This is a genomic window from Aurantimicrobium minutum (assembly GCF_029893825.1).
Lineage (GTDB): Bacteria > Actinomycetota > Actinomycetes > Actinomycetales > Microbacteriaceae > Aurantimicrobium > Aurantimicrobium minutum_C.
Map to the genome: position 1 here is coordinate 512798 of NZ_JARXXV010000001.1, position 25844 is coordinate 538641.

Sequence of the window (25844 nt, forward strand, 5' to 3'; positions counted from 1 at the left end):
CTAAACAGTCAACGTGACAAATGATCCTGCAGGAACAGGAATCTGCCTGGGTGCTCCCGAAGTGAAATCAGTGGAAGTGAGGTCCACAACATAGGGGGTTGGGTTTGATTCCACTCGGATGATGTATCGACCGGCACTCAATGAAGAAATAGAAGACCATGTCGTGCGGTCATTTTGAGGCAAACCTGTAGAGCCAGTACCTGCCATCACGCCATCAGGGATATCGAAGTTGTTGAGTGCATGGAATGCGGCAATTTCTTGGCTCGCTGCATCCTTCTGAGGAAGCATCGTCCACACATAACCTGTTGCACGAAGATACCTAGAAGGTGAGCTTCCATCTCCGGGTATTCCCATGAATCCTTGCCCCTGAGAGACAGGAGCAAAGTCAACACCATTGATCTTTACGGGTGCAGGATTCAGTGCCTGCAACGAAGGAAGGTGAACTCGCACGTTGTTGTAGTGCCAATCAAGGTGTGGCGCGTTAGTCGCGACACCAATGGGGTTGTCCACGTGAAGCTGTTTGCCATCCTTAAACTCAACAACCCCTGACGCGCCGGTTTTGTCATGCAACACCAAGTGAATAGGTGGCACTCCCCCAATGGCAGGCTGGGGCTGTGCCCAAATGGTTAACTTGCCCAATGCTTCGAAGGCTTCCGCAACCGTTGCACACATTGTGAGTACGTAGTTACAGATATCCATATTGGAGATCACCTGTGCAGCATCAACCCCAGTTGGATCTTCATAATCGGCAAAACCTGGCATGTACAGAACACCCGCGTAAAGACCAGCTTCATTCATGCCGTCGGTGAGATATTGGGTATCCCCAATGACATCCATGCCCACAACTCCATGAACGGACGTCCACGTTGCCCCCGCACCTGAGGGTGAGGCAGAGGCGTAGGTCACACCTCGAGGAATAGCCGTAACCATTGCCCCCAACATGTCGGGGAATTCCATGGACCTTGCAACGACGACGCTGTTATCTTGAGCAGTGAGCTTGAAGTTTGTGCACATATCGCAAGTCTACGAATACTTATGAAATACACACAGAACCTATAGTTCAGGTGTTCTGTTGTCGTAGTTCCTGAAACGGACATTGGTCCTCAGCAACACTGTGATGACAACAATGATTCCGAGTCCGCCCAGTAGTGCTGGCGCCCATAAACCTATGGCTACTGCCATCAAACCCGTGAAGAGATCACCAAGACGAGGCCCGCCAGCAACTACCGAATAGAACACGCCCTGAAGACGTCCGCGCATTTCATCAGGAGCAGCAGTCATCAAAATAGTTGAACGGAAAATAGCAGAAACTTCATCAGAAGCACCCATGCCCACAAAACACAGTGCGGCAATACTGAGCCCCACCCAGCTCACTTCAGACCAAGTATTTCCCACACTCCCATAGGCACCCAGAACACCGGCAAGCACAACCACACCGAAGAGCAAGATGAAAGCACCATAGACAGTAATGGCGCGGCCGATAGCCAAACCGAAATGGTTAATGCGCGCCACGGGACCGCTGAGCAAGCTCGTGGAAAATGTTCCCACTGCAGCGGCAGCAGTCAAAATACCTACCGTTGTGGGCCCACCACCAATGACAGTGGCAGCAACAGCGGGAAGAACGGCATACGGACGGCCCAAGCTCATTGCAATGATGTCGAAGAGGAAGCTCGTTCGAATATTGGGGGCAGTTCGTAAAAACGCTAAGCCCTGCTTGATACCGTCCCAACCCTTGGCAACTGCATCATGTAATGGTGGGATTTTTGGCAGCGTGAATACGCCAAAGAATCCTGCACACATCAACGCCATGTCCACGACGAACGTAACCGTGAAGCCAGAGGTTGCGACCAACACACCAGCCAGTGCAGGCCCCACGGTGTATTGAATTCCCATCGATATTCCACTGAGCGCATTGGCTTTAGGCACGTCCTCAAGTTTGAGGATGCGCGGATAGACCGCCATACGCGCAGCACCCGAAATGATGTATGCCATCGCACTAATGGTGGTGAAGACATAGAAAGGCCAGACCGCCACGCTTGATCCTTGAGCTTCAAGCCCTGCATCAGTGACCGAAAGAGCAACCAATCCCAGTGTCGAAATAAAGGAGATCGTGATGGCACCGAGAATGACAGTTCGGCGGTCTTGACTATCTGCAAGCATTCCACCCCAGGGACCAGCAAACAGCATAGGAACTAACGCAATTCCACCAACTAGTCCCACCATGAATGTGTTGTGGGTGATGTCAAAGATCTGCAGACCGACGGCCATGACGGTCATCTGAGCACCAACACCGGATAGACCAGCACCAATCCACAGACGAGCAAATGCGGGTGAAACCTTCAACGGCGTCAGATCTACGAAGCGGCGCTTAGTTTCAGTCACTGGTTGATTCTAATGCTGTGTGGAGCAGTGAAAGGGAGGCCATAAACAGTAAAGCGACGGTCATAAGACCGCCGCTTTCCAAATGGTCGGGCTGACAGGATTTGAACCTGCGACCCCTTGACCCCCAGTCAAGTGCGCTACCAAGCTGCGCCACAGCCCGTAGTCTCTGCGATTTCTCACGAAGACAACTAGACAATCTTACCGGTTTTCCTAGTGGCTATTGAACCAGCAAAGAACTTCCCTGAAGCTTCTTAACGGGCTTCACAAACAGTGGCGTTGTCCATAACAACATCAATGCCCACAGTCCAATGTTGGGAAACACTGTGGCAATCACTATTGCAATGACCAATAAAACCACGATGACTTGGGAACCGATGTATCCGTGAATGTAGACAGTATCTGGGATCAGTAGATCTTTATGCTTGAGCACATAAACCTTCATTAACAGCTGAATAATCGCCAAATACAACATGGTGCCTATATAGATGGTTGTTGCCCAGCCTGCTGGACCATTTGAATCAACGATGAGTGCCGTGGGAAAAGGTATGAACACTATTCCGAATAACCACAACATGTTCAAGAGCATGACGCGCCTATCCACCTGTTGTAACTGCTCAAAGAAAGTGTGGTGCAGGAACCAGTAGTACGCAATGACAGCAAAGCTCAAAACGAAGACGTAAACCTGCGCCCCAATGCCAGAAAGGAAGTGATTGACATCCCCGTGACCAATACTGCTGGCTTCATCAACAAGGGGAAGCACCAAAATAGTGATCGCGATCGCCACAACAGCGTCAGAGAAATTGACGACTCGATCAAACCCACGCTTTGTTGCCATGAGTCAACTCTAGAGCTGAGCTATCTATCAGCGTGCCAATTCTTCTAGTTTGAGCTTGAGTTCAGGCCAAGACTTACCAAAACCTGGATGTAAATCAAAAGATTCAACCTCACTCAAAGCGATCCAAGCCAAGGCTTCGCTTTCACTATCACCCATTACGGGTTCAAAGGCTTCTGATGATTCAACGACAACCGTGGTGTAACTCCAGAAATCGAGGTCGAGAACTTCGGTGAAGAGAACCGTGACTAGCTCTTGTGGGACACCGGCTTCTTCGTTTGCTTCACGCAGTGCACCTGTAATTGCGTCTTCACCTTGACGAATAGCACCACCCGGGATCCCCCAGGTACCACCATGGTGCGACCATTCTGCTCGGTGCTGGAGCAGTATTCCTGCAGTCCTATGCCAGACAAGTAGTCCTGCAGCACCGAAGGCACCCCAGAACTTTTGTCCATCAGGTCCCACCGCCCATGCATCACCAGGGTCCCGCAGATGCGGGGGTGGCAGGTGTGGCGGGATGTTTCCCATGAATGAAGGTTAGCGCTTGCGCTTTTCTCGCACGCGCATGTTCACGTTGATGGGCGAACCTTCGAAACCGTAAATCTCACGCAAGCGTCGCTGGATGTAACGGCGGTAGCCAGGATCCAGGAAACCGGTAGTGAAGAGTACGAAGGTGGGTGGACGCGTCGAAGACTGAGTACCAAAGAGAATGCGAGGCTGCTTTCCGCCGCGCAGTGGGTGAGGGTGTGCAGCAGTGAGTTCTGCCAAGAAGGCGTTGAACTTTCCTGTAGGAATACGGGTATCCCATGAGTCAAGAGCACGCTCAAGTGCAGGCACAAGCTTTTCCATGTGTCGACCAGTACGCGCAGAGATGTTCACACGAGGTGCCCAAGAGACGTGTGCCAGGTCTTGTTCGATTTCGCGCTCCAAGTAACGACGACGGTCGTCATCGAGCATGTCCCACTTATTGAAGGCAAGTACAAGTGCACGGCCAGATTCGAGAACAAGGTCAATAATGCGCACATCTTGTTCCGAAATAGGCTCTGTAACGTCAATCATCACTACGGCAACTTCTGCCTTCTCCAACGCTGCACTGGTGCGCAGGGTTGCATAGAAGTCAGCGCCTTGCTGCAGGTGAACTCGGCGACGGATGCCTGCGGTGTCAACAAAGCGCCACACCTTGCCTGCAATTTCGACCTGCTCATCTACAGGGTCGCGAGTGGTTCCTGCGAGGTCGTTGACGACAACACGTTCTTCACCAGCTGCCTTGTTGAGTAGGGAGGACTTACCCACGTTGGGTCGTCCGAGGATTGCCACACGGCGTGGACCACCCACTTCCTGCTTGGCAACGGCAGAAACTTCAGGAAGTGCAGGAACAACGAGATCCAATAGGTCTGCAACTCCACGACCGTGCAGTGCAGAGACTGGATAAGGCTCACCAAGACCCAGAGACCAGAGAGTGGCAATGTTGGGCTCTTGACGGGCGTCATCGACCTTGTTGGCAAGGAGGTAAACGGGCTTCTTGGTCTTGCGAAGCAACTTCACCACGTGCTCGTCAGTTGCTGTAGCCCCCACGTTGCCATCAACAACAAAGAGCACGGCATCTGCCAGGTCAATTGCAACCTCAGCTTGTGCTGCGACTGAAGCGTTGATGCCCTTGGCATCTGGTTCCCAACCGCCGGTGTCCACCAGAGTAAATTGGCGATCCATCCATTCAGCCTTGTAGTTCACACGGTCACGTGTCACACCTGGTGTGTCTTCAACTACTGCTTCACGGCGACCAATGATGCGGTTAACAAGTGCCGACTTACCCACATTGGGACGTCCCACAACAGCCAGAACAGGAAGTGCAGGTAAATAGGTGATGTGATTGGGATCTTCGGTTGCCAAATCAAGCAAGTCGAAGTCTTCATCATCGAGGTCATATTCTTCAAGGCCAGCACGCAGTGATGCGGCGCGAGCAATTGCTAGTTCTTCGTCGAGGTCTTCGAGACGCTCGGAAAGTCCATCTAGTTCACTGTCGTCGTCAAAGAATTCTTCGTCGCCGGAAATGTTCTCAGCCATCATTTTCTCCTTCGCACGGCTTACGACGTGCGTGAACGTATGACCTCTACGACCGCATCAATCGTCTGCTCATATGTGAAGTCAGTCGAATCGACGGTCACAACGCCATCGGCGGCAGTCATGAAGTCAGATACACGCGAGTCGGCTGCATCCCTGGCACGCAGTGCAGACGCCGTTTGATCTTGCGATTGCTGTGGAAGTTCCGCAGACCGCCTTGCCATTCTAGCTTCTTCGCTGGCAGTGAGCAGGATTCGTGCCGGAGCATCAGGAGCCACAACGGTTGTGATGTCGCGTCCTTCGGCAATAATTCCAGACTTGGAAGTGCTCGCCATGATGTGGCGGAATAGGTCTCCGAGATATTGGCGAACAACCGGTATCTTGGCTACCTTGCTCACAACGTCGGTGATTCGTACTTCACGAATGGCGTCTGTGATGTCTGTTTCGTTGACTTTCACAAAGTAGTTATCTGGGTCAGTACCAATCTCGTAACCAAACTCCTCGAGTGAGTCAATTACAGCCTGCTCATCTTCAGGATTTGTTCCAGTGTTGAGCACGTGCCAGGCTACTGCGCGGTATGCAGCACCAGTGTCGAGGTAGGCAAAATCAAGCTTTCGGGCAGCAGCCTTCGAAACTGAAGACTTTCCACTTCCTGCAGGGCCATCAACGGCAACAATTATGGGGGCGCTCATTAGGCCACTCTCCACTTTCGTTTTTCTAGTTCAGCAACGAGGTTGTCACGAACTTCAGGGATAACCGAGAACTCGACCATACCCATCTGTGCACCTTCAGCATGCTCGAGACGCATATCTTCCAAGTTGATGTTGAGTTCACCAAGTTCAGTGAATAGTTGTGCAAGTTGACCGGGACGGTCATCAATGAGTACAACAATCTGCGCGAAACGTCTGTTCTGGCCGTGTTTACCTGGAAGTCTGGCAACCCCAGCATTGCCGGCAGCCATTTCTTCAGCAATCACTTTGCGCGCACCAGGTGCATTCACATCACGCAGCGCGTCAGTGACGTTTTGCAAGTCTTTTTGAAGATTTTCCAGCACACCAACAATGGAATCTTTATTTGCTCCCAAAATCTGGATCCACAGTTCGGGTGAGCTGGCCGCGATGCGGGTCACATCACGAACACCTTGACCTGCCAGACGAACGGCCTCATCTGAAGCGCTCTCTAACTGCTTCGCCATCAAACTCGACACAATCTGGGGAACGTGTGAAACAAGACCCACAGCCTCATCATGTGCTTCTGGAGTCATTTCGATGGGAACAGCGCTGAGATCTAGAACTAAATCTTCAACTAACGCCAAAGCCCAGGCGGGTGTTTCTTCGTCCCGGCAGACAACCCAAGGGCGTCCAATGAACAAATCACCCCGGGCAGAAATTGCGCCGCCACGTTCGCGACCAGCAAGTGGATGTCCGCCCACGTAGTGGGTGATGTCAACACCACGAGCTTGAAGTTGGTGCAGGATGGAAAGCTTCACGCTGGCAACGTCGGTTACGACTGCATCTGGGTAAGCCTTGAGTTCTGCCTCAATCACATCTGCAGTCACATCTGGCGGGACACAGACCACAATAATCTTGGGCTGGTCATCAGCATGTGCTGGTCTTCCAGCTCCTAAATCAGAGGCGAGGTGCACTGAACTTGGCGAGGAGTCGGCAAGTGAGACATCAATTCCTTGTGAACGCAACGCAAGACCGATGCTTGCGCCAAGTAATCCAGTCCCGACAATTCGAACATGCGCATCCAGGCGCACGGCGTTGGTATCTGACATCAGCTGTCATCTCCTTCGCTCAAATCGTCGTTATCTATCTCAGTGTATTCGGGCAGCTCTGCGGTATTTGAGCGAGAGAGAGCCAACACAGCACCAAGCTCTGCCTTAGTCAGGTCGCGCATGTGCCCAACAGGAAGTGTTCCTAAGTTCAATGGGCCAAAAGCGCGGCGGACGAGTTCTAGCACTGGATGACCAACTTCTTTAAGCATGCGTCTGACAATGCGGTTGCGCCCAGAGTGCAGGGTAATTTCCACCAGTGAAGACTCTCCACTGTTGGAAGTCGACAGGAGTCTGGCTTTATCCGCTTGGATGAAACCGTCGCTGAGGTCAAAACCTTTAGTGAGCTTTGAGAGTGTTTGTGGAGTGACCTTGCCACGCACTTTGGCGATGTATGTCTTCTGCACACCGAAAGAGGGATGAGCAAGCACATGTGCCAGATCTCCATCGTTCGTGAGAATCAGCAACCCACTGGTGTCTTGGTCCAGACGTCCCACATAAAAGAGACGTTCCTCATAGTCGCGGGTGAAGTCAGACAAATCTGGACGGCCTCGGTCGTCAGCCATTGAACTCACTACGCCCACAGGCTTATTCAGAATCAAGTACCGCTTGGATGTATCAACCTGCACAGGGATTCCGTCAACAGTGACCTCATCAACTTCAGGGTCAACTCGAAGACCGGGCTCGGTAACGAGCTTCCCGTTCACGGCAACACGGCCTTCAGCAATCATGTTCTCGGCAACTCGGCGAGAAGCAACACCCGCAGCAGCCATGACTTTTTGGATACGGATACCTTCAGGAGCTGCAGAAACATCCCAGTCCGCAATGGGTGGACGGTCTGAGTTTTTCACTCCGTCGGGAAGTGGATCCCCACTACGAAGCGTCGACATCAAAGCCTTCTTGACCGTCAGGCAGTAATGGTGAAATAAGTGGGAGCTCATCTAGCGAGTTAATTCCCAGCTGCTGAAGCAACAAGTCGCTGGTGCCATAAAGAATGGCTCCGGTCTCAGCATCACTGGAGACTTCGGTAATGAGACCACGGCTGAGAAGTGTGCGAACGACGGAGTCCACGTTCACTGCACGAATCTGTGCAATTTGTCCGCGACTAATGGGCTGCTTGTAGGCAATAACAGCCAAAGTTTCCAACGCAGCTTGGGAAAGCTTGGTGGGGTTTTGAGTCAGAACAAAGTCAGCAACAACGTGGTCGTAGCTTTCTCGCACATACAAACGCCAACCGCCGCCAACTTCACGCAGTTCGAAACCTCGCTCGACTCCCCCGTTGGCACCGTTGTAATCATTAACGAGGTTTTCTATGGCCTGCTTCACTGCCTTCACCGGAACACTCATCGCTGTTGCGATGGACACCAGGGACTGAGGTTCATCTGCAATCATCAAGATTGCCTCGATCGCGCGCTCTACATCGACGACAGGAACGTGTTGTGCAGTCGCCTCGTCAACGATGTCTTCGACAGTCAGTTCTGTTGTTTCTTCATTAGCGGTCATAATCTGCCCCCAAGTTGGCAAGGTTTTCATCGGACCAGTTGGTTGCGGTCCATTCGATAGTGAGATCACCCAGCGGCTCATCCTGGGCAAAGGAAATTGCAGCGTGACGGTAGAGCTCCAACACCGCCAGGAATCTTGCCACGATGACACCAGCAACAGCCGCATCAGCTACGAGCTCTCGGAACGTCATCGGTTTACCCTGGCGAAGTTTTGTCACCACAGTTGCCGCCTGTTCACGGATACTCACCAAAGGAGCATGCAAGTGATCCAGTCCCACCACGGGAATCTCACGCGGCGCCATGGCCAGCATGGCCAACGCCGCGAAGTCCTCAACACTGGTGTTCCAGATCAGTTCAGGAACTTGTTTACGGAAACGATCTTCCAAACGAACAGTTCTGACGTGACGAGTGGATTCAGCATCCATGTTTTCACTGAACCACTTGGCAACATCTTTGAAAGCCCGGTATTGAAGCAGTCGTGCAAAGAGCAGATCACGCGCCTCGAACAATGCAGCATCTTCAGCGTCAACAACTTCACCCTGAGGCAATAAGCCTGCAACCTTGAGATCAAGAAGTGTTGCAGCAATGACGAGAAACTCAGTTGCGGCATCTAGTTCTTTTTCAAGATCCAGCGTGCGCAAGTACTGAATGAACTCATCTGTCACGACGCTCAAAGAAATCTCGGTGATGTCGAGTTCATGCTTAGAAATCAGGTTGAGCAGAAGATCAAAGGGGCCTTCAAATTCCCCCACAGCAACACGAAAACCGCCGTCAACGACTTCTTCAGAAACGTTGACAGCGTCAGTGGTGGGCTCGCTAAGCGACGACACCGCGTTCGATCAGTTCGCGAGCAAGTTGGCGATATGCCTTGGCAGAGGCATGCTCTGGCGCAAACTCCGTGATGGGGACTCCAGCTACTGAAGCATCTGGGAACTTCACTGTGCGACCAATGACGGTATCGGTGACCTTGTCACCGAAGGTTTCAACTACACGTTCCATCACTTCTTGTGAGTGCAAAGTTCGGGGGTCATACATTGTGGGAACAATGGCATCGAGTTCAATGGCAGGGTTGAGGCGTTCCTTAACCTTGTCAATGGTCTCGATCAACAGTGCAACACCACGCAAAGCAAAGAACTCAGTTGCCAAAGGAATAATCACACCGTGAGCAGCAGTCAGCGAGTTCACCGTCAACAGACCCAGCGATGGCTGGCAGTCGATGAAGATAACGTCATAGTCGTTCTTCACCTGGCGAAGAACACCAGCAAGAATTTGCTCACGTGCAACCTCGTTGATGAGGTGAACTTCTGCAGCAGAGAGATCGATATTGGCAGGAATGACGTCGAGATTTGGAACCTTGGAATGCTGAATAGCACTCTTGGTGTCCTTAACCGAACCGCGCATGAGGTCATAGATGGTAGGAACATCATGGGTTTGGATTCCCAAACCTGCAGAGAGTGCACCTTGAGGATCGAAATCTACTGCGAGCACTTTACGACCGTACTCGGCCAGAGAAGCTGCCAGGTTAATACTCGTGGTTGTCTTTCCCACACCGCCCTTTTGGTTGGACATGGAAATGATGCGCGCAGGACCGTGAGAGGGCAACGGAGCTGGTACGGGGAAGTCTTTCAAGGGACGTCCAGTTGGGCCGACTTTCACGCCGTTCTTGTACGTAACCACTCGAGTGTCCCCACTGTGAGATTGAGCAAAATAGAGGCAACTAAGAGCATGTGCCCCAAACTACCGTGATGCTCATTCTAGCTAGAAAATAGGTCGAAAAAGGCGACACAGGTGCGTCAATTACGTGGCCCGAGGATGAGCTGTCACATAGGTCTCACGCAGTGTATCTGCAGTCACCAATGTGTAGATCTGAGTGGTTGCAACTGAGGAATGCCCGAGGAGTTCTTGCACCACACGAACATCAGCACCACCTGCCAATAAATGTGTAGCAAAAGAGTGTCTAAATGTGTGTGGTGAGAGTTCAACATCGAGCTGCGCCCGCTCCCCCGCTTCCCGAATGATGAGCCATGCCATTTGTCTACTCACCCGAGCACCGCGAGGTCCCAAAAACAATGCTGGTGTGGACTTTCCTCGGGAGGAGAACACGGGGCGAACCCGCACTAAATACGCATCGAGCGCAGCCTGAGCATAAGAACCCACAGGCACGATACGTTGCTTGCCTCCTTTGCCTCGCAAGCGAATCATGCCCTCACTCATGGTCACGTCATCCACGTTCAACCCAACAGCTTCAGAAATACGTGCACCGGTGGCATAGAGCAGTTCGAGAAGGGCCTTGTCTCTGACTCGAACCTCGTCAACACCGTCGGTTGCCGCGATCAATGCAGACATTTGGTCAACGGTGATTGCTTTAGGTAAGCGCTTGGGAAGTTTGGGCGGATTCAGATCAACGGTGACATTATCAGAAACAATGTTTTCTTCGAGCATGAACTTGTGGAAACCCTTGATGGAGCTCAGTGTGCGTGACTGGCTGGATGAAGTCAGTGGGCTTTCGGTGCGAGTTGCTAACCACTGAACATACGCGCTCACATTAAGGAGGGAGATGCGTGCTGCTTCCGTTATGCCATGTTCGCCCAACCAGGCCAAATAGGCATCAATATCTCTGGTGTAGGCGGCAACAGTGTTCTGGGACAGTCCGCGCTCAATGGCGACGTATCGCAGATAACTATCGCGAGCTCGTTGGAGATTCATGACACATACATCTCACAGACTCACGCCTGCCAGGATGCTCCAGATCCCAATGCATCTCGGTGCTCTCTCATACTCCAAGCGGCATCTCCAGGACGCAAGGTATCCCAACCACGGGCACGGGATGCATATGCATTGAGCACTGCTATTTGGAAGATGGAGTTGCTCACATTTCCCGACAACACTGCATCGTGGGCGTCATCGAGACTTACCCAGCGAAGTTCCATGTCCGCTTCTTCTTCACTTCGTTGAAAGGGAACAGGAGTGTTGTGGAGGTCACGAGCGAGGAAGATACGAACAATCTCATTAGATCCACCGGGCGAGGTGTAGTAGTCGGTGAGCACAGACCATGAATCTGCCTCGAGATCCACCTCTTCAGCGAGTTCACGCTGTGCTGCCAGCAAGGCACTCTCTCCGGCAATATCGAGCAACCCTGCAGGAATCTCCCATTCACGTGTACGAATGGGGTGACGATACTGCTGGATAGCGATGAATCGATCGTTCTCATCCAATGCAAGCACCGCAACTGCACCTGTGTGATCAACATAATCGCGCGCAATCACATGCCCGTTGTATTCAAATCGCTCGTGCTCGATATTCCACACACGACCGGTAAAAACAGTCTCGCGTTCGGTGATGGTCACCTCAGCAGGCAGGTCGATAAGACCTTCCTCATTGGTGGCAACCACGTTAGGCCTTTTCGATATCGAACAGGCGAGTTGCCTTTTGACGCTCCAAAGATGCTTCAACCAAGCCTGCGAACAGTGGGTGTGCATTGTTGGGGCGTGAACGAAGTTCTGGGTGTGCCTGGGTGGCGATGTAATACGGGTGAACCTCACGAGGAAGTTCCACAAACTCCACCAACTGACCGTCAGGTGAAGTACCCGAGAAGGACAGACCAGCGTCTGCAATCTGCTGGCGATAGGTGTTGTTTACTTCATAGCGGTGACGGTGACGTTCTTCAATGAGTTCGGAACCATATACCGCTGCTGCCAATGAACCTGGAGTGAGAGCAGCCTTATACAAACCAAGGCGCATCGTTCCACCCATGTCACCATCGTTGATGATGTCGACCTGTTCTGCCATGGTGGCAATGACGGGGGTCTTGGTTTCTGGGTCAAACTCGGACGAAGAAGCGCCAGGCAAACCAGCAAGGTTGCGAGCGTATTCAATCACCATGCATTGCAAGCCAAGGCACAGACCCAAGGTGGGAATGACATTCTCACGTGCAAATTTCAAAGCACCAAGCTTGCCCTCAATCCCGCGAATTCCGAAACCACCGGGAACACAGATTCCGTCGAGGTCCGAGAGGTTTTCCGCTGCACCTTCAGGGGTTTCGCAATCATCAGAGGGGATCCAACGGAGGTGAACCTTGGTGCGGTGGGCAAAACCACCGGCACGCAGTGCTTCAGACACTGAGAGATACGCATCTGGAAGGTCGATGTACTTTCCAACCAGACCAATGGTGACCTCGTGTGCAGGGTCATGCACAGCTTCAAGAAGTGGTGTCCAGTGAGACCAATCAACTTCACCACAGTCAAGTCCAAGCTGATCCACGATGTAAGCATCGAGACCCTGACTGTTGAGCATGGTGGGGATGTCATAAATGCTGGGAACGTCAATGGCGTTCACAACTGCATCTTCATCCACGTCACACATCAGAGCAATCTTGCGCTTGTTGCTCTCGGTGACGGGTCGATCAGAGCGCAACACGAGTGCATCTGGCTGAATACCGATTGATCGAAGTGCAGCGACAGAGTGCTGGGTTGGCTTCGTCTTCTGCTCTCCAGAGGCGCCCATGAACGGAACCAAAGATACGTGCACAAAGAACACGTTCTTGCGACCAAGTTCGTGTCGAACCTGGCGTGCCGATTCAATGAAAGGCTGTGATTCGATGTCACCGACGGTTCCACCAATTTCGGTGATGATGACATCTGGCTGTGGGATGTCTTCCGCCTGGAGACGCATGCGGCGCTTGATTTCATCGGTGATGTGAGGAATGACCTGAACGGTGTCACCGAGATATTCACCGCGGCGTTCTTTGGCGATCACCTGAGAGTAAATCTGTCCGGTGGTGACGTTTGCTGCCTGAGACAAGTTGATGTCAAGGAAGCGTTCGTAGTGACCAATATCGAGGTCCGTCTCAGCGCCATCGTCTGTAACGAATACTTCACCGTGCTGGAACGGGTTCATTGTTCCGGGGTCAACGTTGAGGTAGGGGTCAAGTTTCTGCATCACAACACGCAGTCCGCGTGCGGTGAGAAGATTGCCGAGGCTTGCCGCCGTCAGGCCTTTTCCGAGGGAAGAAACAACGCCCCCGGTGACAAAAATGTGCTTAGTAACGTTATTTCCCGAAGTATTCACCACGGAATTCGAGCTTATCAGCGGGAGGAGGCCAGCTCAATCAACTCGCGGGCGTGAGCCAAAGCATTTTCAGAATCTGGCAATCCCGAGAGCAGTCTCGCCATTTCAGCCTCGCGTTCTTCTCCGTGCAGTTTCTGAACGCTACTGACGGTTACTTCACCAGAGGTATCTTTCACAACGCGCAAGTGGTTAGTGGCGAATGCGGCTACTTGAGCCAAGTGGGTCACCACAATTACTTGAGATTTTTCTGCCAAGCGGGCAAGGCGTCGTCCGATTTCAATCGCCGACGCACCACCAACACCTGAGTCGACTTCATCGAATACATAGGTTGGAACCGAATCTTGGCCGGCGATAACAACTTCCAAAGCCAACATGATGCGGGAGAGCTCGCCACCTGAAGCACTCTTGGAAATAGGTCGAGGTTCAGAACCTGGATGTGGGCGAAGCAGAAGTTCAACACTGTCGCAACCGTGAAGAGCTAATTCGTCATTCTTAGTTACGCGAACAAACAATTGAGCGTCAGGCATCGCAAGTGCTGTGAGCTCTTCAGAGACAGCAGCAGAGAGCTTCACCGCCGCAGCTTCACGAAGATCATGCAGTGCATCAGCGCCGCGGACAACAAGTGCGTGGTCAGCTGCAACTTCTTCAGCTAATTCAGTAATACGGTCCGAGTCGCCATCAAGTTCAAGCAAGCGTTGACTTCCAGTTTCCAGAAGAGAAATCACATCATCGAGGGTGGGGCCATATTTGCGAATAAGTGAGTTGAGTTCTGCTCGACGATTCTGGATAACATCCAGATCACGTTCGCCTTCACCCTCGAGGTTCGCAAGGTGACTGGAGAGTTGACCTGTAACGTCATGGAGCTGGAAAGACAGTTGAGTCAATGTTTCTGCGATGCCCGCCAAGACGGGATCAACGTCAGCCATCTTTTCAAGCTGACGCTTGGCAGCATCAACTCGAGCAAGTGCATCTGCTCCGTCGCCTTCTTCGGAAGAAAGTGCTTCACGGGCAAGGGCTGTGGCAACTCGGAGGTCTTCGGTGTGAGTGAGACGTTCTGCAAGAGCGGTGAGTTGTTCGTCTTCACCGGGCTGGGGTGCTGCTGCTTCTATTTCAGAAATTGACTGACGTAGCTCTTCAGCTTCACGCATGCGCGCATCACGTTGTGCAGTGATCTCGTGAAGTTCTGCAGCGTTGTTCTTCCATCGGCGGAAAGCGTGCGCATACTCTTCCAGTACTTCAGCAAAGTGAGCTCCAGCAAAGCGGTCCAACGCTTCACGCTGAGCAGAGGCAGAACGAAGTCGTACCTGATCAGATTGACCATGCACTGCAACGAGCAGTTCACCAAGTTCACCCAACACTGCAACCGGAGTACTGCGACCTCCCACAACAGCACGAGATCGTCCTTCAACAGAGACGGAACGACCCAGAAGGAGTTCATCGCCCTCGATGAGTCCGCCTGCCTCTGTGACGGTTTCTGTCACTTCTTCGGGGTTGGCGAGAATCCACCGACCTTCAACCCAAGCGGTGTCACTTCCGCTTCTCACTGCGGTGGAATCTGCTCGTTCGCCACGAAGCAGACCTAGTGCAGTAACGACCATGGTTTTACCCGCACCTGTTTCACCAGTTATGGCGGTAAACCCAGGACCTAACGGTAAGAGCGCTTCAGAAATTACTCCGAGGTCTCGGATGCGAATTTCTTCAATCACTTGCCAGGTCCTCGCCAGCCGGTGACAGGAAGGTCAAACTTTTCAACCAAGCGATCAGTAAAAGCTTCAGCATGCAGACGCGCAAGAAGCACCGGTGTGGGCGACTTCTTCACGATAACGCGAGCTCCTGGAGGCAAATTGCGGGTCCGGCGACCATCACACCATAAGACACCATGACCGCTGCGGCGCTCCATGATTTCAACGGCAAAAACAGAATCAGGTCCGACAACCAGTGGACGAGCAAACAACGCATGTGCAGACAGTGGAACCAAAACCATGGCGTCAACCGTGGGCCAAACAACAGGACCACCAGCAGAGAAGTTATAGGCCGTAGAACCTGTTGGGGTGCTCATCACGACACCATCGCAGCCAAAGCTAGACAATGGTCGGCGGTCAACCTCAATCACTACTTCCAGCATGCGTTCACGGCTTGCTTTCTCAACCGTGGCTTCATTGAGAGCCCACGTTTCGAATACAACTTCGTTCGCGACCTTGACCCGAACAGAAAGCGTGGAACGCTGTTCAACTTGGTAGTCCTTGGCCAACACACGAGCGACCGTTTCAGGAATTGTGTCTCGCTCTGTTTCAGCTAAGAAACCCACATGGCCTGTATTGACACCCAACATGGGCACGTTTGCATCACGCAATAGTTCGGCTGCACGAAGAATGGTTCCATCACCACCGACAACGATGGCGCACTCAATCTGTGAAACAGGAACATCACTGTCGAGCGTGGCAAGTGTTGTCAGCTCTGGAGCAAGTTCCTTAACCGGATTGACTTCAAGCTCACGCAAAACAGGTATGGCTCCCTGAGCCTGAATCTCCTGACACACCTGCACTGCCGCTTCAAGGGTGTCTTGCTGGGCTGCATGAGAGACGACAAGAATGAAGCGTTGTTGTGCGCTCATTGTCATGCTCCTGCCAGTTGATGAACTTGTTGAGTCCATTCTGACGGATTCGACTGACTATCTGCACGGAGCCAAAGCACATACTCGTGATTTCCTGCCCCACCCAAGATTGGGGAGGACAAGATGCCACACACACCCAACCCATTGTCAAAGGCAGACCAGAGCACTGCCATCACCGCATCTTCACGAAGCGCAGGGTTAGTCACGATGCCTTCTTTAACGCCAGTACGGCCAACCTCGAACTGAGGCTTCACCAAAAGGACGTAGTCCGCAGTGGGCGTGGCACATGCTTTGAGTGCTGCCATGACATGGGTTAAGGAGATGAAAGAAAGATCCGCAACCACAACATCTGCGACAAAGTCTTGCTTGACGAGTCCCGAAAGCTGACTCTGATCAAGGTTCTTCGCGTTGACTCCTTCCACAACCAGCACACGCTCATCTGAACGAATGCGTGGAGAGAGCTGGCCATGACCCACATCGAGTGCAACGACGGGCTCTGCACCGCGTTCTAGAAGAACCTGAGTGAATCCCCCGGTGCTCGCCCCCACATCAAATGCAGCGCGTCCCTTGACGTCGATGTTGAACCCGTTGAGACCTGCGAGAAGTTTGTGCGCAGCACGAGAAACGTAGTGATCTGCGCCATCCACACTGAGTTCATCAGACGCTTCTACTTTTGTTGAGGGCTTATTGATGACTTTGCCGTCGATGCGAACAAAACCTTCAGCGATGAGGGTCGCAGCGTGACTGCGGGAACGCGCAAGTCCTCGTTCAGCAAGCGCAGCGTCTAGACGTTGACTAGTCACGGGCAGGAATGTCGCCGCCTTCGAGCTGAGCACGCAATTCGTCATAGAGCTTCGCATACCCTTCGGCACGCGTCTCTAGCGGCTGCCCTTCAACGACAGACAAAGCAGAGACGAGTTCGCCATCTGCGGGGTTCTGCGTGGTTTCAGGGGTGCTCATAGTTCAAGATTACCTCACGGTTGATATAAGAAAACCTTGCAGGAGAGACGATCCCGCAAGGTTTAACTTATTTACCTCTGTGCTTATGAGAGGTGGCGCTCATCCACACCGTTGTAGGCCGACAACGGGCGGATCAGGGCGTTTGCTTGGAGTTGCTCCATGATGTGAGCAGTCCAACCAGTGATTCGTGCTGCCACGAAGATGGGGGTAAAGGTCAGGGTGTCGAAACCCATCAAGTGATAAGCAGGACCTGAAGGATAATCAAGGTTTGGCATGATTCCCTTACGCTCGGTCATTGCAGCTTCAAGGCCTTCATAGAGGTCAAGAACATCTGGACGGTTGTAGTACTCAATGAGTTCAACCATAGATTTGCGCATAGTGGGAACTCGTGAGTCACCCTTCTTATAGACACGGTGCCCAAAGCCCATGATTTTGCGCTTTTCCTCGAGAGCTTGCTCCAGCCATGCTTCAGCACGGGCAGCAGCGTCTGGGCCGAAACCAATCTCGTTAAAGATGTGCAACACAGCTTCGTTAGCACCACCGTGGAGTGGGCCCTTGAGCGCTCCAATTGCACCCGTGACGGCGGAGTAGAGGTCAGACAGAGTTGAGGTAATCACACGAGCAGTGAACGTTGAGGCATTGAATGAGTGCTCCGCATACAAAATCAGGGAGACACGGAATGCATCCACAACAACATCGTCTGGGATCTCACCAAAACTCATCCACAAGAAGTTTGCTGAATAATCCAGGTCATCACGTGGTTCAATGACTCCTTCTCCGCGACGGCGACGCTGGTCATAGGAAACAATCGCGGGCAGCTTGGCAAACAATGTGATGCTCTTAGCTAGGTTGCCTTCAGGAGTGGAGTCATCTGTGTGAGGGTCTGATGCACCAATCACGCTGACTGCAGTGCGTACCACATCCATGGGGTGGGCAGTCAACGGAAGTTCGTCGATGACACGCTTTACGTTGATGTCCAAAGCACGCTGGGCACGCTCTGACTTTTGGAAACCAGCAAGTTCTGAAGCAGTAGGAAGTTCGCCGTGCCACAACAACCATGCAACTTCTTCAAAGCTTTTGCTAGCTGCAAGTTCCTGAACCGGATAACCACGATACAGAAGAGAGTTGGTCTCAGGGTTCACCTTTGAAATAGCCGTTGCATCGACGACGACACCGGCAAGGCCTTTGAAAATCTGGGGTTGATCAGTCATTGCATTTCCTCACAAGGTCAAAGATGAAGTCTGTATTAGTGCTTGGTGTGGGTAGTCAGGTCAAAGTTGAAAATGCCTGAATCGAAGTGGTTGTAAGCCTCATAGTCGAGAGTTTCGTAGAGGTCAGCACGTGTTTGCATTTCAGAAACTGATGCCTGGAAGGATCCCGTTTCCTGCAACGAATCCAGCCCACGCACTGCTGAACCCATCGCTAAACGAAGCAGCGATACGGGGTAGATCACAATGTTGATACCAATGTCAGAAAGTTGTTGCTTACTGAACAGCTCGCTCTTGCCGAATTCGGTCATGTTCGCCAAGACCGGAACATCGAGTGCTGCACGCATGGCGGCAAACTCCCCGAGGTCTTTCATCGCCTCAGGGAAGATAGCGTCAGCACCAGCATCTACCAGCATCTTGGCCCGATCAATAGCAGCATCGAGGCCATCTACTGCGCGAATATCAGTGCGGGCCATGATGAGGAGGTTCTCATCACGACGAGCATCTACAGCTGCTTTAATGCGCTTAACGGCAGTGTCATTATCGACAACGTTCTTGCCATCTAAGTGACCACAACGCTTGGGGTTGTGTTGATCTTCGATGTGCAGACCTGCAACACCAGCATCTTCGAGTGTCTGCACAGTTCGTGCCAGGTTGAGGGGTTCACCAAAACCTGTGTCTGCATCAATCAGTGCAGGAAGGTCTGTCATTCGAGCTATCTGCTGACCACGGCCAGCAACCTCAGTCAAAGTGGTCAGACCAATATCTGGTAGTCCTAGGTCTGCTGCCAAGACAGCACCCGAGATATATACGCCATCAAAACCCTTGCTCTGAATGAGCTTGGCCGAGAGCGGGTTGAAAGCTCCAGGGAACTGTAGAAGTTCACCGGAAGCTAACCGCTCACGAAAAATACGACGCTTTTCTGCGGGGGTTGTCTTGGCATACAGCATTAGAACAGACCCTTGGGTAGTGGCACAGAAGAAAGCACACCAGGCTTGGCAATCACAGTGAGACCACCGATTTCTTCTGCGGTGAGTTCAGGCAAACGTTGAACGAGAGCCAAGAAACGTTCAACTTCAGCATCCTCGATAACACCGTCAGCGAGAATTCGGAACTTGTTAATGTATTGCTCTCGAGCGAATGGCCTTGCACCGAGTGGGTGAGCATCTGCCACAGCAAGTTCATCCACGATGACGGTTCCATCGTTGAGTGTAATTTCTACACGACCACCAAATGCCTTCACTGCAGGATCTTCCGAGTGGTAACGACGAGTCCACTCAGCATCTTCCAGTGTGGTGGTTTTGTTCCACAACGCCACAGTGTCCGCACGACCAGCGCGTGCTGGTGCATAGCTGTCTACGTGGTGCCAGGCCCCGTCTTGTAGTGCCACGGTGAAGATATATGGAATCGAGTGATCCAAGGTCTCACGGCTTGCAGTGGGGTCATACTTCTGTGGGTCGTTCGCACCAGATCCAATCACGTAGTGAGTGTGATGTGAGGTGTGAATGACAACCGACTTAACGTTCTCAGGGTTTGTTGCCTCAGGGTGCTCGTTGTGAAGCTTGCGAGCTAGGTCGATGAGCGCCTGTGCCTGGTATTCAGCAGAGTGTTCCTTGGTGTAGGTGTCGAGGATTCCACTTTTGGCCTCTCCCTTTTCAGGAAGTGGCACTTCATAAGAAGCGGTTGGGCCATCGAGCATCCACGCAATCACACCATCTTCACCTTCGTAGATCGGTGTTGGGCTGGTCTCGCCACGCATCGCACGGTCTACAGCTTCAACCGCCATCTTTCCGGCGAAGGCGGGTGCGTGTGCCTTCCATGAAGAGATTTCACCCTTACGAGACTGACGAGTTGCAGTGGTGGTGTGAAGCGCCTGACCGATGGCCTGGTAAATGGTTTCGGTTGGCAGGTGCAACATGGTGCCAATTCCAGCAGCAGCAGAGGGGCCGAGGTGAGCAACATGGTCAATCTTGTGCTTGTGCAGACAGATTGCCTTGACCAGGTCAACCTGAATTTCATATCCGGTGGCAATTCCACGAATAAGGTCAGCGCCAGGGACACCCACATGCTGAGCAACAGCAAGGATGGGCGGAATGTTGTCACCAGGGTGTGAATATTCTGCTGCCAAGAAGGTGTCGTGGTAGTCGAGCTCGCGCACTGCAACACCGTTAGCCCATGCTGCCCATTCAGGTGAGACGCGAAGGTTTTCAGGCTCACCGAACAGGTTGGCGCCATTGCCACCTGTCGATGAGGGATGTGAGAGTGCTTGTGAACGTGCAGACACAACGGGCTTACGTGTCAGCGAAGCTACTGCAACGGAGGCGTTATCAATGATGCGGTTAATCACCATTTCTGTGACCTCAGCAGTAACAGCTACAGGATCAGAAGCTACCTCTGCAATTTTCCATGCCAACTGGTCTTTGCGCTCAAGAGTTTCTTCGCTCTTGTATACGCGTACGTGATGGAGCTTCATGTTTTTCCCTTCGGGGAGTCGATCGTTACTTACGCAACGTTGACTGAGGTGAGATGCCCCTTCACTGAGGCACGAATATTGGTTAACGATTTGTGAAGATGAACGTGGGTAGCGTGTGCAGCTAAGGCAGCATCGCCGTCGATAATCGCTTGGATAATCAAGAGTGTCTCGATGGCACTTTCGTGCAATCGTGCTGGATTGTCTTTGGCCATGCGACGAATGCGGGAGAGGTGTACCCGAGAGTTCTCAAGCGCTGCGACCAGATAAGCGTTATCCACTGCGGCATCAATTGCTTCATCAAACTTTTCATTGAGTTCGTAATAGTGACGAACACCTTCTTCGCCTGATTCGATCAATCGATCTGCATCGGCAAATTGTTCAGCAATGTTGATGAAAACTTTGGGGTCTCGTCGGTGAGCTGCTAGCCGAGCGGCTTGCTCTTCAAGTGCCTCTCGGACTTCATACAGTTCGTTGATGTTGTCGAGTGAAATCTCGGTGACAACAACGCCACGTCCAGGGGCTGACTCCACCAGACCGTCTGCCATCAAACGAGAGAGAGCTTCTCGCAAGGGTGTGCGGGAAACACCTAACCGAGTTGACTGTTCAACTTCTGCAAGAACAGTTCCTGGCGCCAAATCACCATCAACGATCTCGTGCAACAGCTTGCGATAAGCCTTGTCACTTGCCTTCATGATGTCTCCTTTGACGAAGATGGTTGAGTTCATTGTATACAGACCACCTCTGTTATGTATACACACAGGTGTTTCAACACGCAATACTTGCCAAAATATTGCACCTTTTGACATTTTGTGTATACAGTCATGTCTAACATTTCATTTTCTTAGAAACTCTTGTATCTAAAAACTGAAATGTCAGCAGCACAACTCAACAACTCACAACGGTGTGAGCTGGACTCAAAGGGGAGGCGAGAAATGACTGCAAACACAGGTGCATACCGTGCAGCTTATGAATCGAGCTCTGCTAACCCTGAAGCCTTTTGGATGGCAGCCGCCGAGGCAATTGACTGGATCACTCCCCCCAGCTCTGCACTTGATTCCTCTGGAGCTCCTGTCTACCGCTGGTTCCCTGGCGCTGAACTCAACACGTGCTTCAATGCCGTTGACCGTCACGTCCTAGCTGGACGCGGTGATCAAACTGCCGTCATCTACGACTCTGCAATGACCGGCGTGAAAGACCGATTCACCTATTCAGAACTTCTTGAAGAAGTATCTTCCTTCGCCGGTGTACTCGCAGCGCAGGGTGTTACGAAGGGCGACCGAGTCATTATTTACCTGCCGATGATTCCCCAAGCAATCATTGCCATGCTGGCATGTGCACGCATTGGTGCAGTTCACTCGGTAGTGTTCGGTGGCTTCGCAGCAAATGAACTTGCAGTGCGCATCGATGACGCAACTCCTACTGTGCTCGTAACCGCTTCGGGTGGTCTTGAGCCAGGTCGCACGGTGGAATACCTCCCCATGGTCGCCGAAGCCCTTTCCCTCTCCAAGGGATCTATTCACACCGTCATCGTGAAAGAACGACGTAACGTGCCTGGCACCATCAAGACTTACAACGGGGTTAACAACGTCACTTGGCTTGACTGGGATGCCGCAGCTGCCGAAGCTACCCCTGCCGAGTGTGTTCCAGTTCTTGCAACTGATCCACTGTATGTTCTGTATACCTCTGGAACCACAGGAAACCCTAAGGGCATCATGCGAGACAACGGCGGTCACGCCGTTGCCCTGACGTGGTCAATGGCTAACATCTACAACATCAAGCCCGGTGAAGTAATGTGGGCTGCCTCTGATGTGGGATGGGTGGTCGGCCACTCATACATCGTTTACGCTCCCCTGCTTGCAGGTGCGACAACAGTGATTTACGAGGGCAAGCCGGTTGGCACACCCGATGCCGGCGCATTCTGGCGCATCGTGGATGAGTACAAGGTTCGCGCACTCTTCACCGCACCCACAGCTTTGCGTGCTATTCGCCGCGTCGACCCTGAGCTCAAAGAACTCGCTCGTTACGACGTCACCAGCATGCACACATTGTTCATGGCCGGTGAACGATTAGATACTGAAACCCTGGAATGGGCTTCTGAAGGCCTCAAGATTCCTGTAGTTGACCACTGGTGGCAAACCGAGACCGGTTGGGCAATCACCGCTAACCTGCGAGGAATAGAAACTCTCCCCATCAAGCCAGGCTCGTCAACTGTTCCAGTTCCTGGGTACAAAGTCGAAGTAGTGGACGGTAAGGGAAACGCTGTTGCAGCGGGCGAAGAAGGCAACATTGTTATCAAACTGCCCATGCCTCCCGGAACACTTGCCGGGCTCTGGGGTCGTCCTGATGGTTACCAGAAGGCTTATTTAGAAGCGTTCCCTGGCTACTACGCAACTGGTGACTCGGGATATCTTGACGAAGACGGCTACGTCTTCGTGATGGGTCGCACTGATGACGTGATCAATGTAGCTGGCCACCGCCTCTCAACCGGCCAACTCGAAGAGGCACTTGCCCACCACCCCGATGTTGCTGAATGCGCAGTTATCGGTGTGAAAGATGAACTCAAGGGTCAGCGTGCGAGCGGGTTTGTCACTCTCAAGGCTGGTGTAGATCGTAACCACGATGAGATTTGTAATGAACTGGTCAAGTTAGTTCGCGACAAGGTTGGCCCTGTAGCCGCCTTCCGTGACGTGCTCGTTCTCGAGCGCCTACCCAAGACCCGTTCAGGAAAGATTCTGCGCAAAACCATGCGTCAGATTGTGGATGGCGAAGATTTCGTCGTCCCACCAACCATTGAGGACATTAGTGTCCTCGAAGACCTCACGGTTGCCCTTGTGGGTAACCCTGAACCGATGAAACCGGCCTGATAACCGGCAGATTCACAAGCAATACCCCTTATCCACATTTCGGCAAGGAGGCCGTGTGAGTAACGAAGAGACCGAGAAGGGTCATCACAGGATTGATTATCCTGCCTTCGAAGAAACACCTAAGTACAAGGAGCTCCGCAAGCGTCAACGCGGATTCGTCATTCCTTTACTCGTAGCAGCATTGGCGTGGTATTTCCTCTACGTCGTACTCGCTACCTACGCATCGGCATGGATGGCAACGCCCGTCTTCGGTGCAGTCAACATTGGTCTGATCCTGGGTCTTGCTCAGTTCGTCACGACCTTCGCCATCACCCAGTGGTACGTCAGCTACGCCAACAAGCGTCTGGACCCACTGGCAACCGAGCTTCGTCACGAACTCGAAGCTAAGCAGAAGGCAGGTGCCGCATGAGCAACGCACTAATCCTGGCAGCAGACGCTGCTGCTACTGGGTCCAACAACCCAGTGCTCAACATCAGCATCTTTGCTGCTTTTGTTGTTGTCACCATGTTCATCGTTATTCGCGCTGGACGTAACAACAAGTCAGCTAATGAGTTCTACGCAGGTGGACGTTCGTTCACCGGTGGACAGAACGGTATGGCTATCGCAGGTGACTACCTGTCGGCAGCATCCTTCCTGGGTATTACCGGCGCTATCGCTTTGAGCGGTTACGACGGATTCCTCTACTCCATCGGCTTCCTCGTGGCATGGCTTGTTGCTCTGCTGCTGGTTGCAGAACTTATGCGTAACACCGGTAAGTTCACGATGGCTGACGTATTGTCATTCCGTCTTCACCAGCGCCCCGTGCGTTTGGCTGCAGCGATTTCGACACTGGTCGTCTGCTTCTTCTACCTGCTGGCTCAGATGGCCGGTGCTGGTGGACTTGTATCCCTCCTGCTCGGTATCCCTGCAACTGACACTCTCGCAACCTCGCTGGTTGTTGCAGTTGTTGGTGTCCTCATGGTTATCTACGTTCTCGTAGGTGGCATGAAGGGAACTACCTGGGTTCAGATCATCAAGGCAGCACTTCTGATTGCTGGCGCTGCTCTTATGACCATCTGGGTACTCGCACTCAATGGTTTCGACCTGGGCGCACTTCTCCAGCGTGGTCAGGATGCAGCAGCATCTCTCGAAGTACCTTTCGATGCTCTCAAGCCTGGTAACAAGTACGGCAAGAACCCTATCGACTTCATTTCACTTGGTATGGCTCTCGTTCTTGGTACTGCTGGTCTGCCACACGTTCTCATGCGTTTCTACACGGTTCCAACCGCTAAAGAAGCTCGTAAGTCTGTTGTGTGGGCTATTTGGCTCATCGGTGCGTTCTACCTCTTCACTCTGGTTCTCGGTTTCGGTGCACTGGTCCTCGTAGGTCCAGCAACCATTGCCGCAGCTCCAGGTGGACCTAACTCGGCCGCTCCTTTGCTTGCTGCAGCTCTTGGTGGTCCAGTTCTGCTGGGTATCGTTTCCGCTATCGCATTCGCAACGATTCTTGCGGTGGTTGCTGGTCTGACCATCACTGCTGCAACTTCGTTCGCACACGATATTTACGCCAACGTGATCAAGCGCGGTGAGGTTCGCCCCAACGCTGAGGTCAAGATCGCTCGCATCACCATCGTTGTTATTGGTGTGCTGGCTATCATCGGTGGTATCGCTGTACAGGGACAGAACATTGCGTTCTTGGTTGCACTTGCATTCGCAGTTGCAGCTTCCGCAAACCTTCCAACCATCATCTACTCGCTCTACTGGCGCCGCTTCAACACTCGTGGTGCACTGTGGTCGATGTACGGTGGTTTGATCTCGTCGATCGTTCTGATCGCATTCTCCCCTGTTGTTTCTGGCAAGCTCGATCCCAAGACCATGGAGCTCACCGCTTCAATGATCAAGGGCGTTGACTTCCACTGGTTCCCTCTGGACAACCCTGGAATCGTTTCGATTCCTCTGGCATTCTTGCTGGGTATCCTCGGAACCTACTCAGGCGGCAAGAAGGAAAACTCCTGGCTTGCAGCCGAGATGGAAGTTCGTTCACTCACCGGTCACGGTGCAGAGAAGGAAGTTCACCACTAGGAACATCCGCACTAAGAAAGAACGCCCCTGGGAAACCAGGGGC

Annotated in this window: 25 protein-coding genes and 1 tRNA gene; 3 read left to right on the plus strand and 23 right to left on the minus strand. The window is 52.5% G+C overall.

The annotated features are described in order from the left end of the window. From M2120_RS02415 to M2120_RS02525, 23 genes are all read right to left on the minus strand, one after another. Positions 1–1014 carry a linear amide C-N hydrolase gene (locus M2120_RS02415; RefSeq protein ID WP_280797134.1) on the minus strand — a complete coding sequence of 338 codons (1014 nt, stop codon included), beginning with the start codon at positions 1012–1014 and terminating at the stop codon, positions 1–3. A gap of 39 nt (positions 1015–1053) precedes the next feature. Continuing rightward, positions 1054–2382 (minus strand): MFS transporter, encoded by a 1329-nt coding sequence (locus M2120_RS02420; protein ID WP_280797135.1) that lies wholly within the window; start codon positions 2380–2382, stop codon positions 1054–1056. Positions 2383–2465: 83 nt separating this feature from the next. Further along, positions 2466–2542 (minus strand) — tRNA-Pro (locus M2120_RS02425). 57 nt (positions 2543–2599) lie between these two features. Continuing rightward, positions 2600–3217, minus strand: a complete 618-nt coding sequence (locus M2120_RS02430) for a TMEM175 family protein (RefSeq protein WP_280797136.1) — start codon at positions 3215–3217, stop codon at positions 2600–2602. Between the two features lie 27 nt (positions 3218–3244). Then, entirely contained in the window at positions 3245–3742 is a 498-nt protein-coding gene (locus M2120_RS02435; RefSeq protein WP_280797137.1) for an NUDIX domain-containing protein, read from the minus strand. A gap of 9 nt (positions 3743–3751) precedes the next feature. After that, on the minus strand, positions 3752–5281 hold the full coding sequence (gene der, locus M2120_RS02440; RefSeq protein WP_432418527.1) for a ribosome biogenesis GTPase Der: 1530 nt from the start codon (positions 5279–5281) through the stop codon (positions 3752–3754). Between the two features lie 17 nt (positions 5282–5298). Beyond that, positions 5299–5967 carry a (d)CMP kinase gene (gene cmk, locus M2120_RS02445; RefSeq protein ID WP_280797139.1) on the minus strand — a complete coding sequence of 223 codons (669 nt, stop codon included), beginning with the start codon at positions 5965–5967 and terminating at the stop codon, positions 5299–5301. Then, positions 5967–7055 carry a prephenate dehydrogenase gene (locus M2120_RS02450; protein ID WP_280797140.1) on the minus strand — a complete coding sequence of 363 codons (1089 nt, stop codon included), beginning with the start codon at positions 7053–7055 and terminating at the stop codon, positions 5967–5969. Before M2120_RS02450 ends, cmk begins: the two co-directional genes overlap by 1 nt. Continuing rightward, entirely contained in the window at positions 7055–7942 is an 888-nt protein-coding gene (locus M2120_RS02455; protein WP_280797141.1) for a pseudouridine synthase, read from the minus strand. Before M2120_RS02455 ends, M2120_RS02450 begins: the two co-directional genes overlap by 1 nt. Then, entirely contained in the window at positions 7926–8555 is a 630-nt protein-coding gene (scpB, locus tag M2120_RS02460) for an SMC-Scp complex subunit ScpB (RefSeq protein ID WP_280797142.1), read from the minus strand. Before scpB ends, M2120_RS02455 begins: the two co-directional genes overlap by 17 nt. Continuing rightward, positions 8545–9384 (minus strand): segregation and condensation protein A, encoded by an 840-nt coding sequence (locus M2120_RS02465; protein ID WP_432418528.1) that lies wholly within the window; start codon positions 9382–9384, stop codon positions 8545–8547. The genes scpB and M2120_RS02465 overlap by 11 nt, the downstream gene beginning before the upstream one ends. Then, a complete protein-coding gene (locus M2120_RS02470) occupies positions 9371–10231 on the minus strand; it encodes a ParA family protein (RefSeq protein ID WP_280797143.1) in 861 nt (286 codons plus the stop codon). Before M2120_RS02470 ends, M2120_RS02465 begins: the two co-directional genes overlap by 14 nt. Positions 10232–10351: 120 nt before the next feature. Further along, complete coding sequence (xerD, locus tag M2120_RS02475; protein ID WP_280797144.1) at positions 10352–11260, minus strand: site-specific tyrosine recombinase XerD; 909 nt, start codon at positions 11258–11260, stop codon at positions 10352–10354. A 20-nt stretch (positions 11261–11280) separates the two neighbouring features. Continuing rightward, positions 11281–11946: an NUDIX hydrolase gene (locus M2120_RS02480; protein WP_280797145.1), complete on the minus strand. Its 666-nt coding sequence runs from the start codon at positions 11944–11946 to the stop codon at positions 11281–11283. A 1-nt stretch (position 11947) separates the two neighbouring features. Beyond that, positions 11948–13624, minus strand: coding sequence for a CTP synthase (locus M2120_RS02485; RefSeq protein ID WP_280797146.1), 1677 nt, complete (start codon positions 13622–13624; stop codon positions 11948–11950). 14 nt (positions 13625–13638) lie between these two features. Continuing rightward, complete coding sequence (recN, locus tag M2120_RS02490; protein ID WP_280797147.1) at positions 13639–15327, minus strand: DNA repair protein RecN; 1689 nt, start codon at positions 15325–15327, stop codon at positions 13639–13641. Next, a complete protein-coding gene (locus M2120_RS02495) occupies positions 15324–16235 on the minus strand; it encodes an NAD kinase (RefSeq protein ID WP_280797148.1) in 912 nt (303 codons plus the stop codon). The genes recN and M2120_RS02495 overlap by 4 nt, the downstream gene beginning before the upstream one ends. Before the next feature lie 2 nt (positions 16236–16237). Continuing rightward, positions 16238–17038, minus strand: coding sequence for a TlyA family RNA methyltransferase (locus M2120_RS02500; protein WP_280797149.1), 801 nt, complete (start codon positions 17036–17038; stop codon positions 16238–16240). Further along, complete coding sequence (locus M2120_RS02505) at positions 17031–17195, minus strand: hypothetical protein (RefSeq protein ID WP_280797150.1); 165 nt, start codon at positions 17193–17195, stop codon at positions 17031–17033. The genes M2120_RS02500 and M2120_RS02505 overlap by 8 nt, the downstream gene beginning before the upstream one ends. Before the next feature lie 83 nt (positions 17196–17278). Beyond that, positions 17279–18406, minus strand: coding sequence for a bifunctional 2-methylcitrate synthase/citrate synthase (locus tag M2120_RS02510; RefSeq protein ID WP_280797151.1), 1128 nt, complete (start codon positions 18404–18406; stop codon positions 17279–17281). 35 nt (positions 18407–18441) lie between these two features. Then, the gene (gene prpB / locus M2120_RS02515; RefSeq protein ID WP_280797152.1) at positions 18442–19353 is read right to left on the minus strand and encodes a methylisocitrate lyase; all 912 of its coding nucleotides are present in this window, start codon (positions 19351–19353) and stop codon (positions 18442–18444) included. Beyond that, on the minus strand, positions 19353–20876 hold the full coding sequence (locus M2120_RS02520) for an MmgE/PrpD family protein (RefSeq protein ID WP_280797153.1): 1524 nt from the start codon (positions 20874–20876) through the stop codon (positions 19353–19355). The genes prpB and M2120_RS02520 overlap by 1 nt, the downstream gene beginning before the upstream one ends. Before the next feature lie 29 nt (positions 20877–20905). After that, a complete protein-coding gene (locus tag M2120_RS02525; protein WP_280798148.1) occupies positions 20906–21568 on the minus strand; it encodes a GntR family transcriptional regulator in 663 nt (220 codons plus the stop codon). 177 nt (positions 21569–21745) lie between these two features. Here M2120_RS02525 and M2120_RS02530 point away from each other — a divergent pair, with 177 nt between their 5' ends. The 3 genes from M2120_RS02530 to M2120_RS02540 all read left to right on the plus strand — a co-directional run bounded on the left by M2120_RS02530 (position 21746) and on the right by M2120_RS02540 (position 25801). Further along, positions 21746–23740, plus strand: coding sequence for a propionyl-CoA synthetase (locus M2120_RS02530; RefSeq protein WP_280797154.1), 1995 nt, complete (start codon positions 21746–21748; stop codon positions 23738–23740). A 91-nt stretch (positions 23741–23831) separates the two neighbouring features. Beyond that, positions 23832–24149 carry a DUF485 domain-containing protein gene (locus M2120_RS02535; RefSeq protein ID WP_432418545.1) on the plus strand — a complete coding sequence of 106 codons (318 nt, stop codon included), beginning with the start codon at positions 23832–23834 and terminating at the stop codon, positions 24147–24149. Continuing rightward, complete coding sequence (locus M2120_RS02540; protein WP_280797156.1) at positions 24146–25801, plus strand: solute symporter family protein; 1656 nt, start codon at positions 24146–24148, stop codon at positions 25799–25801. Before M2120_RS02535 ends, M2120_RS02540 begins: the two co-directional genes overlap by 4 nt. Positions 25802–25844: the final 43 nt, after the last annotated feature.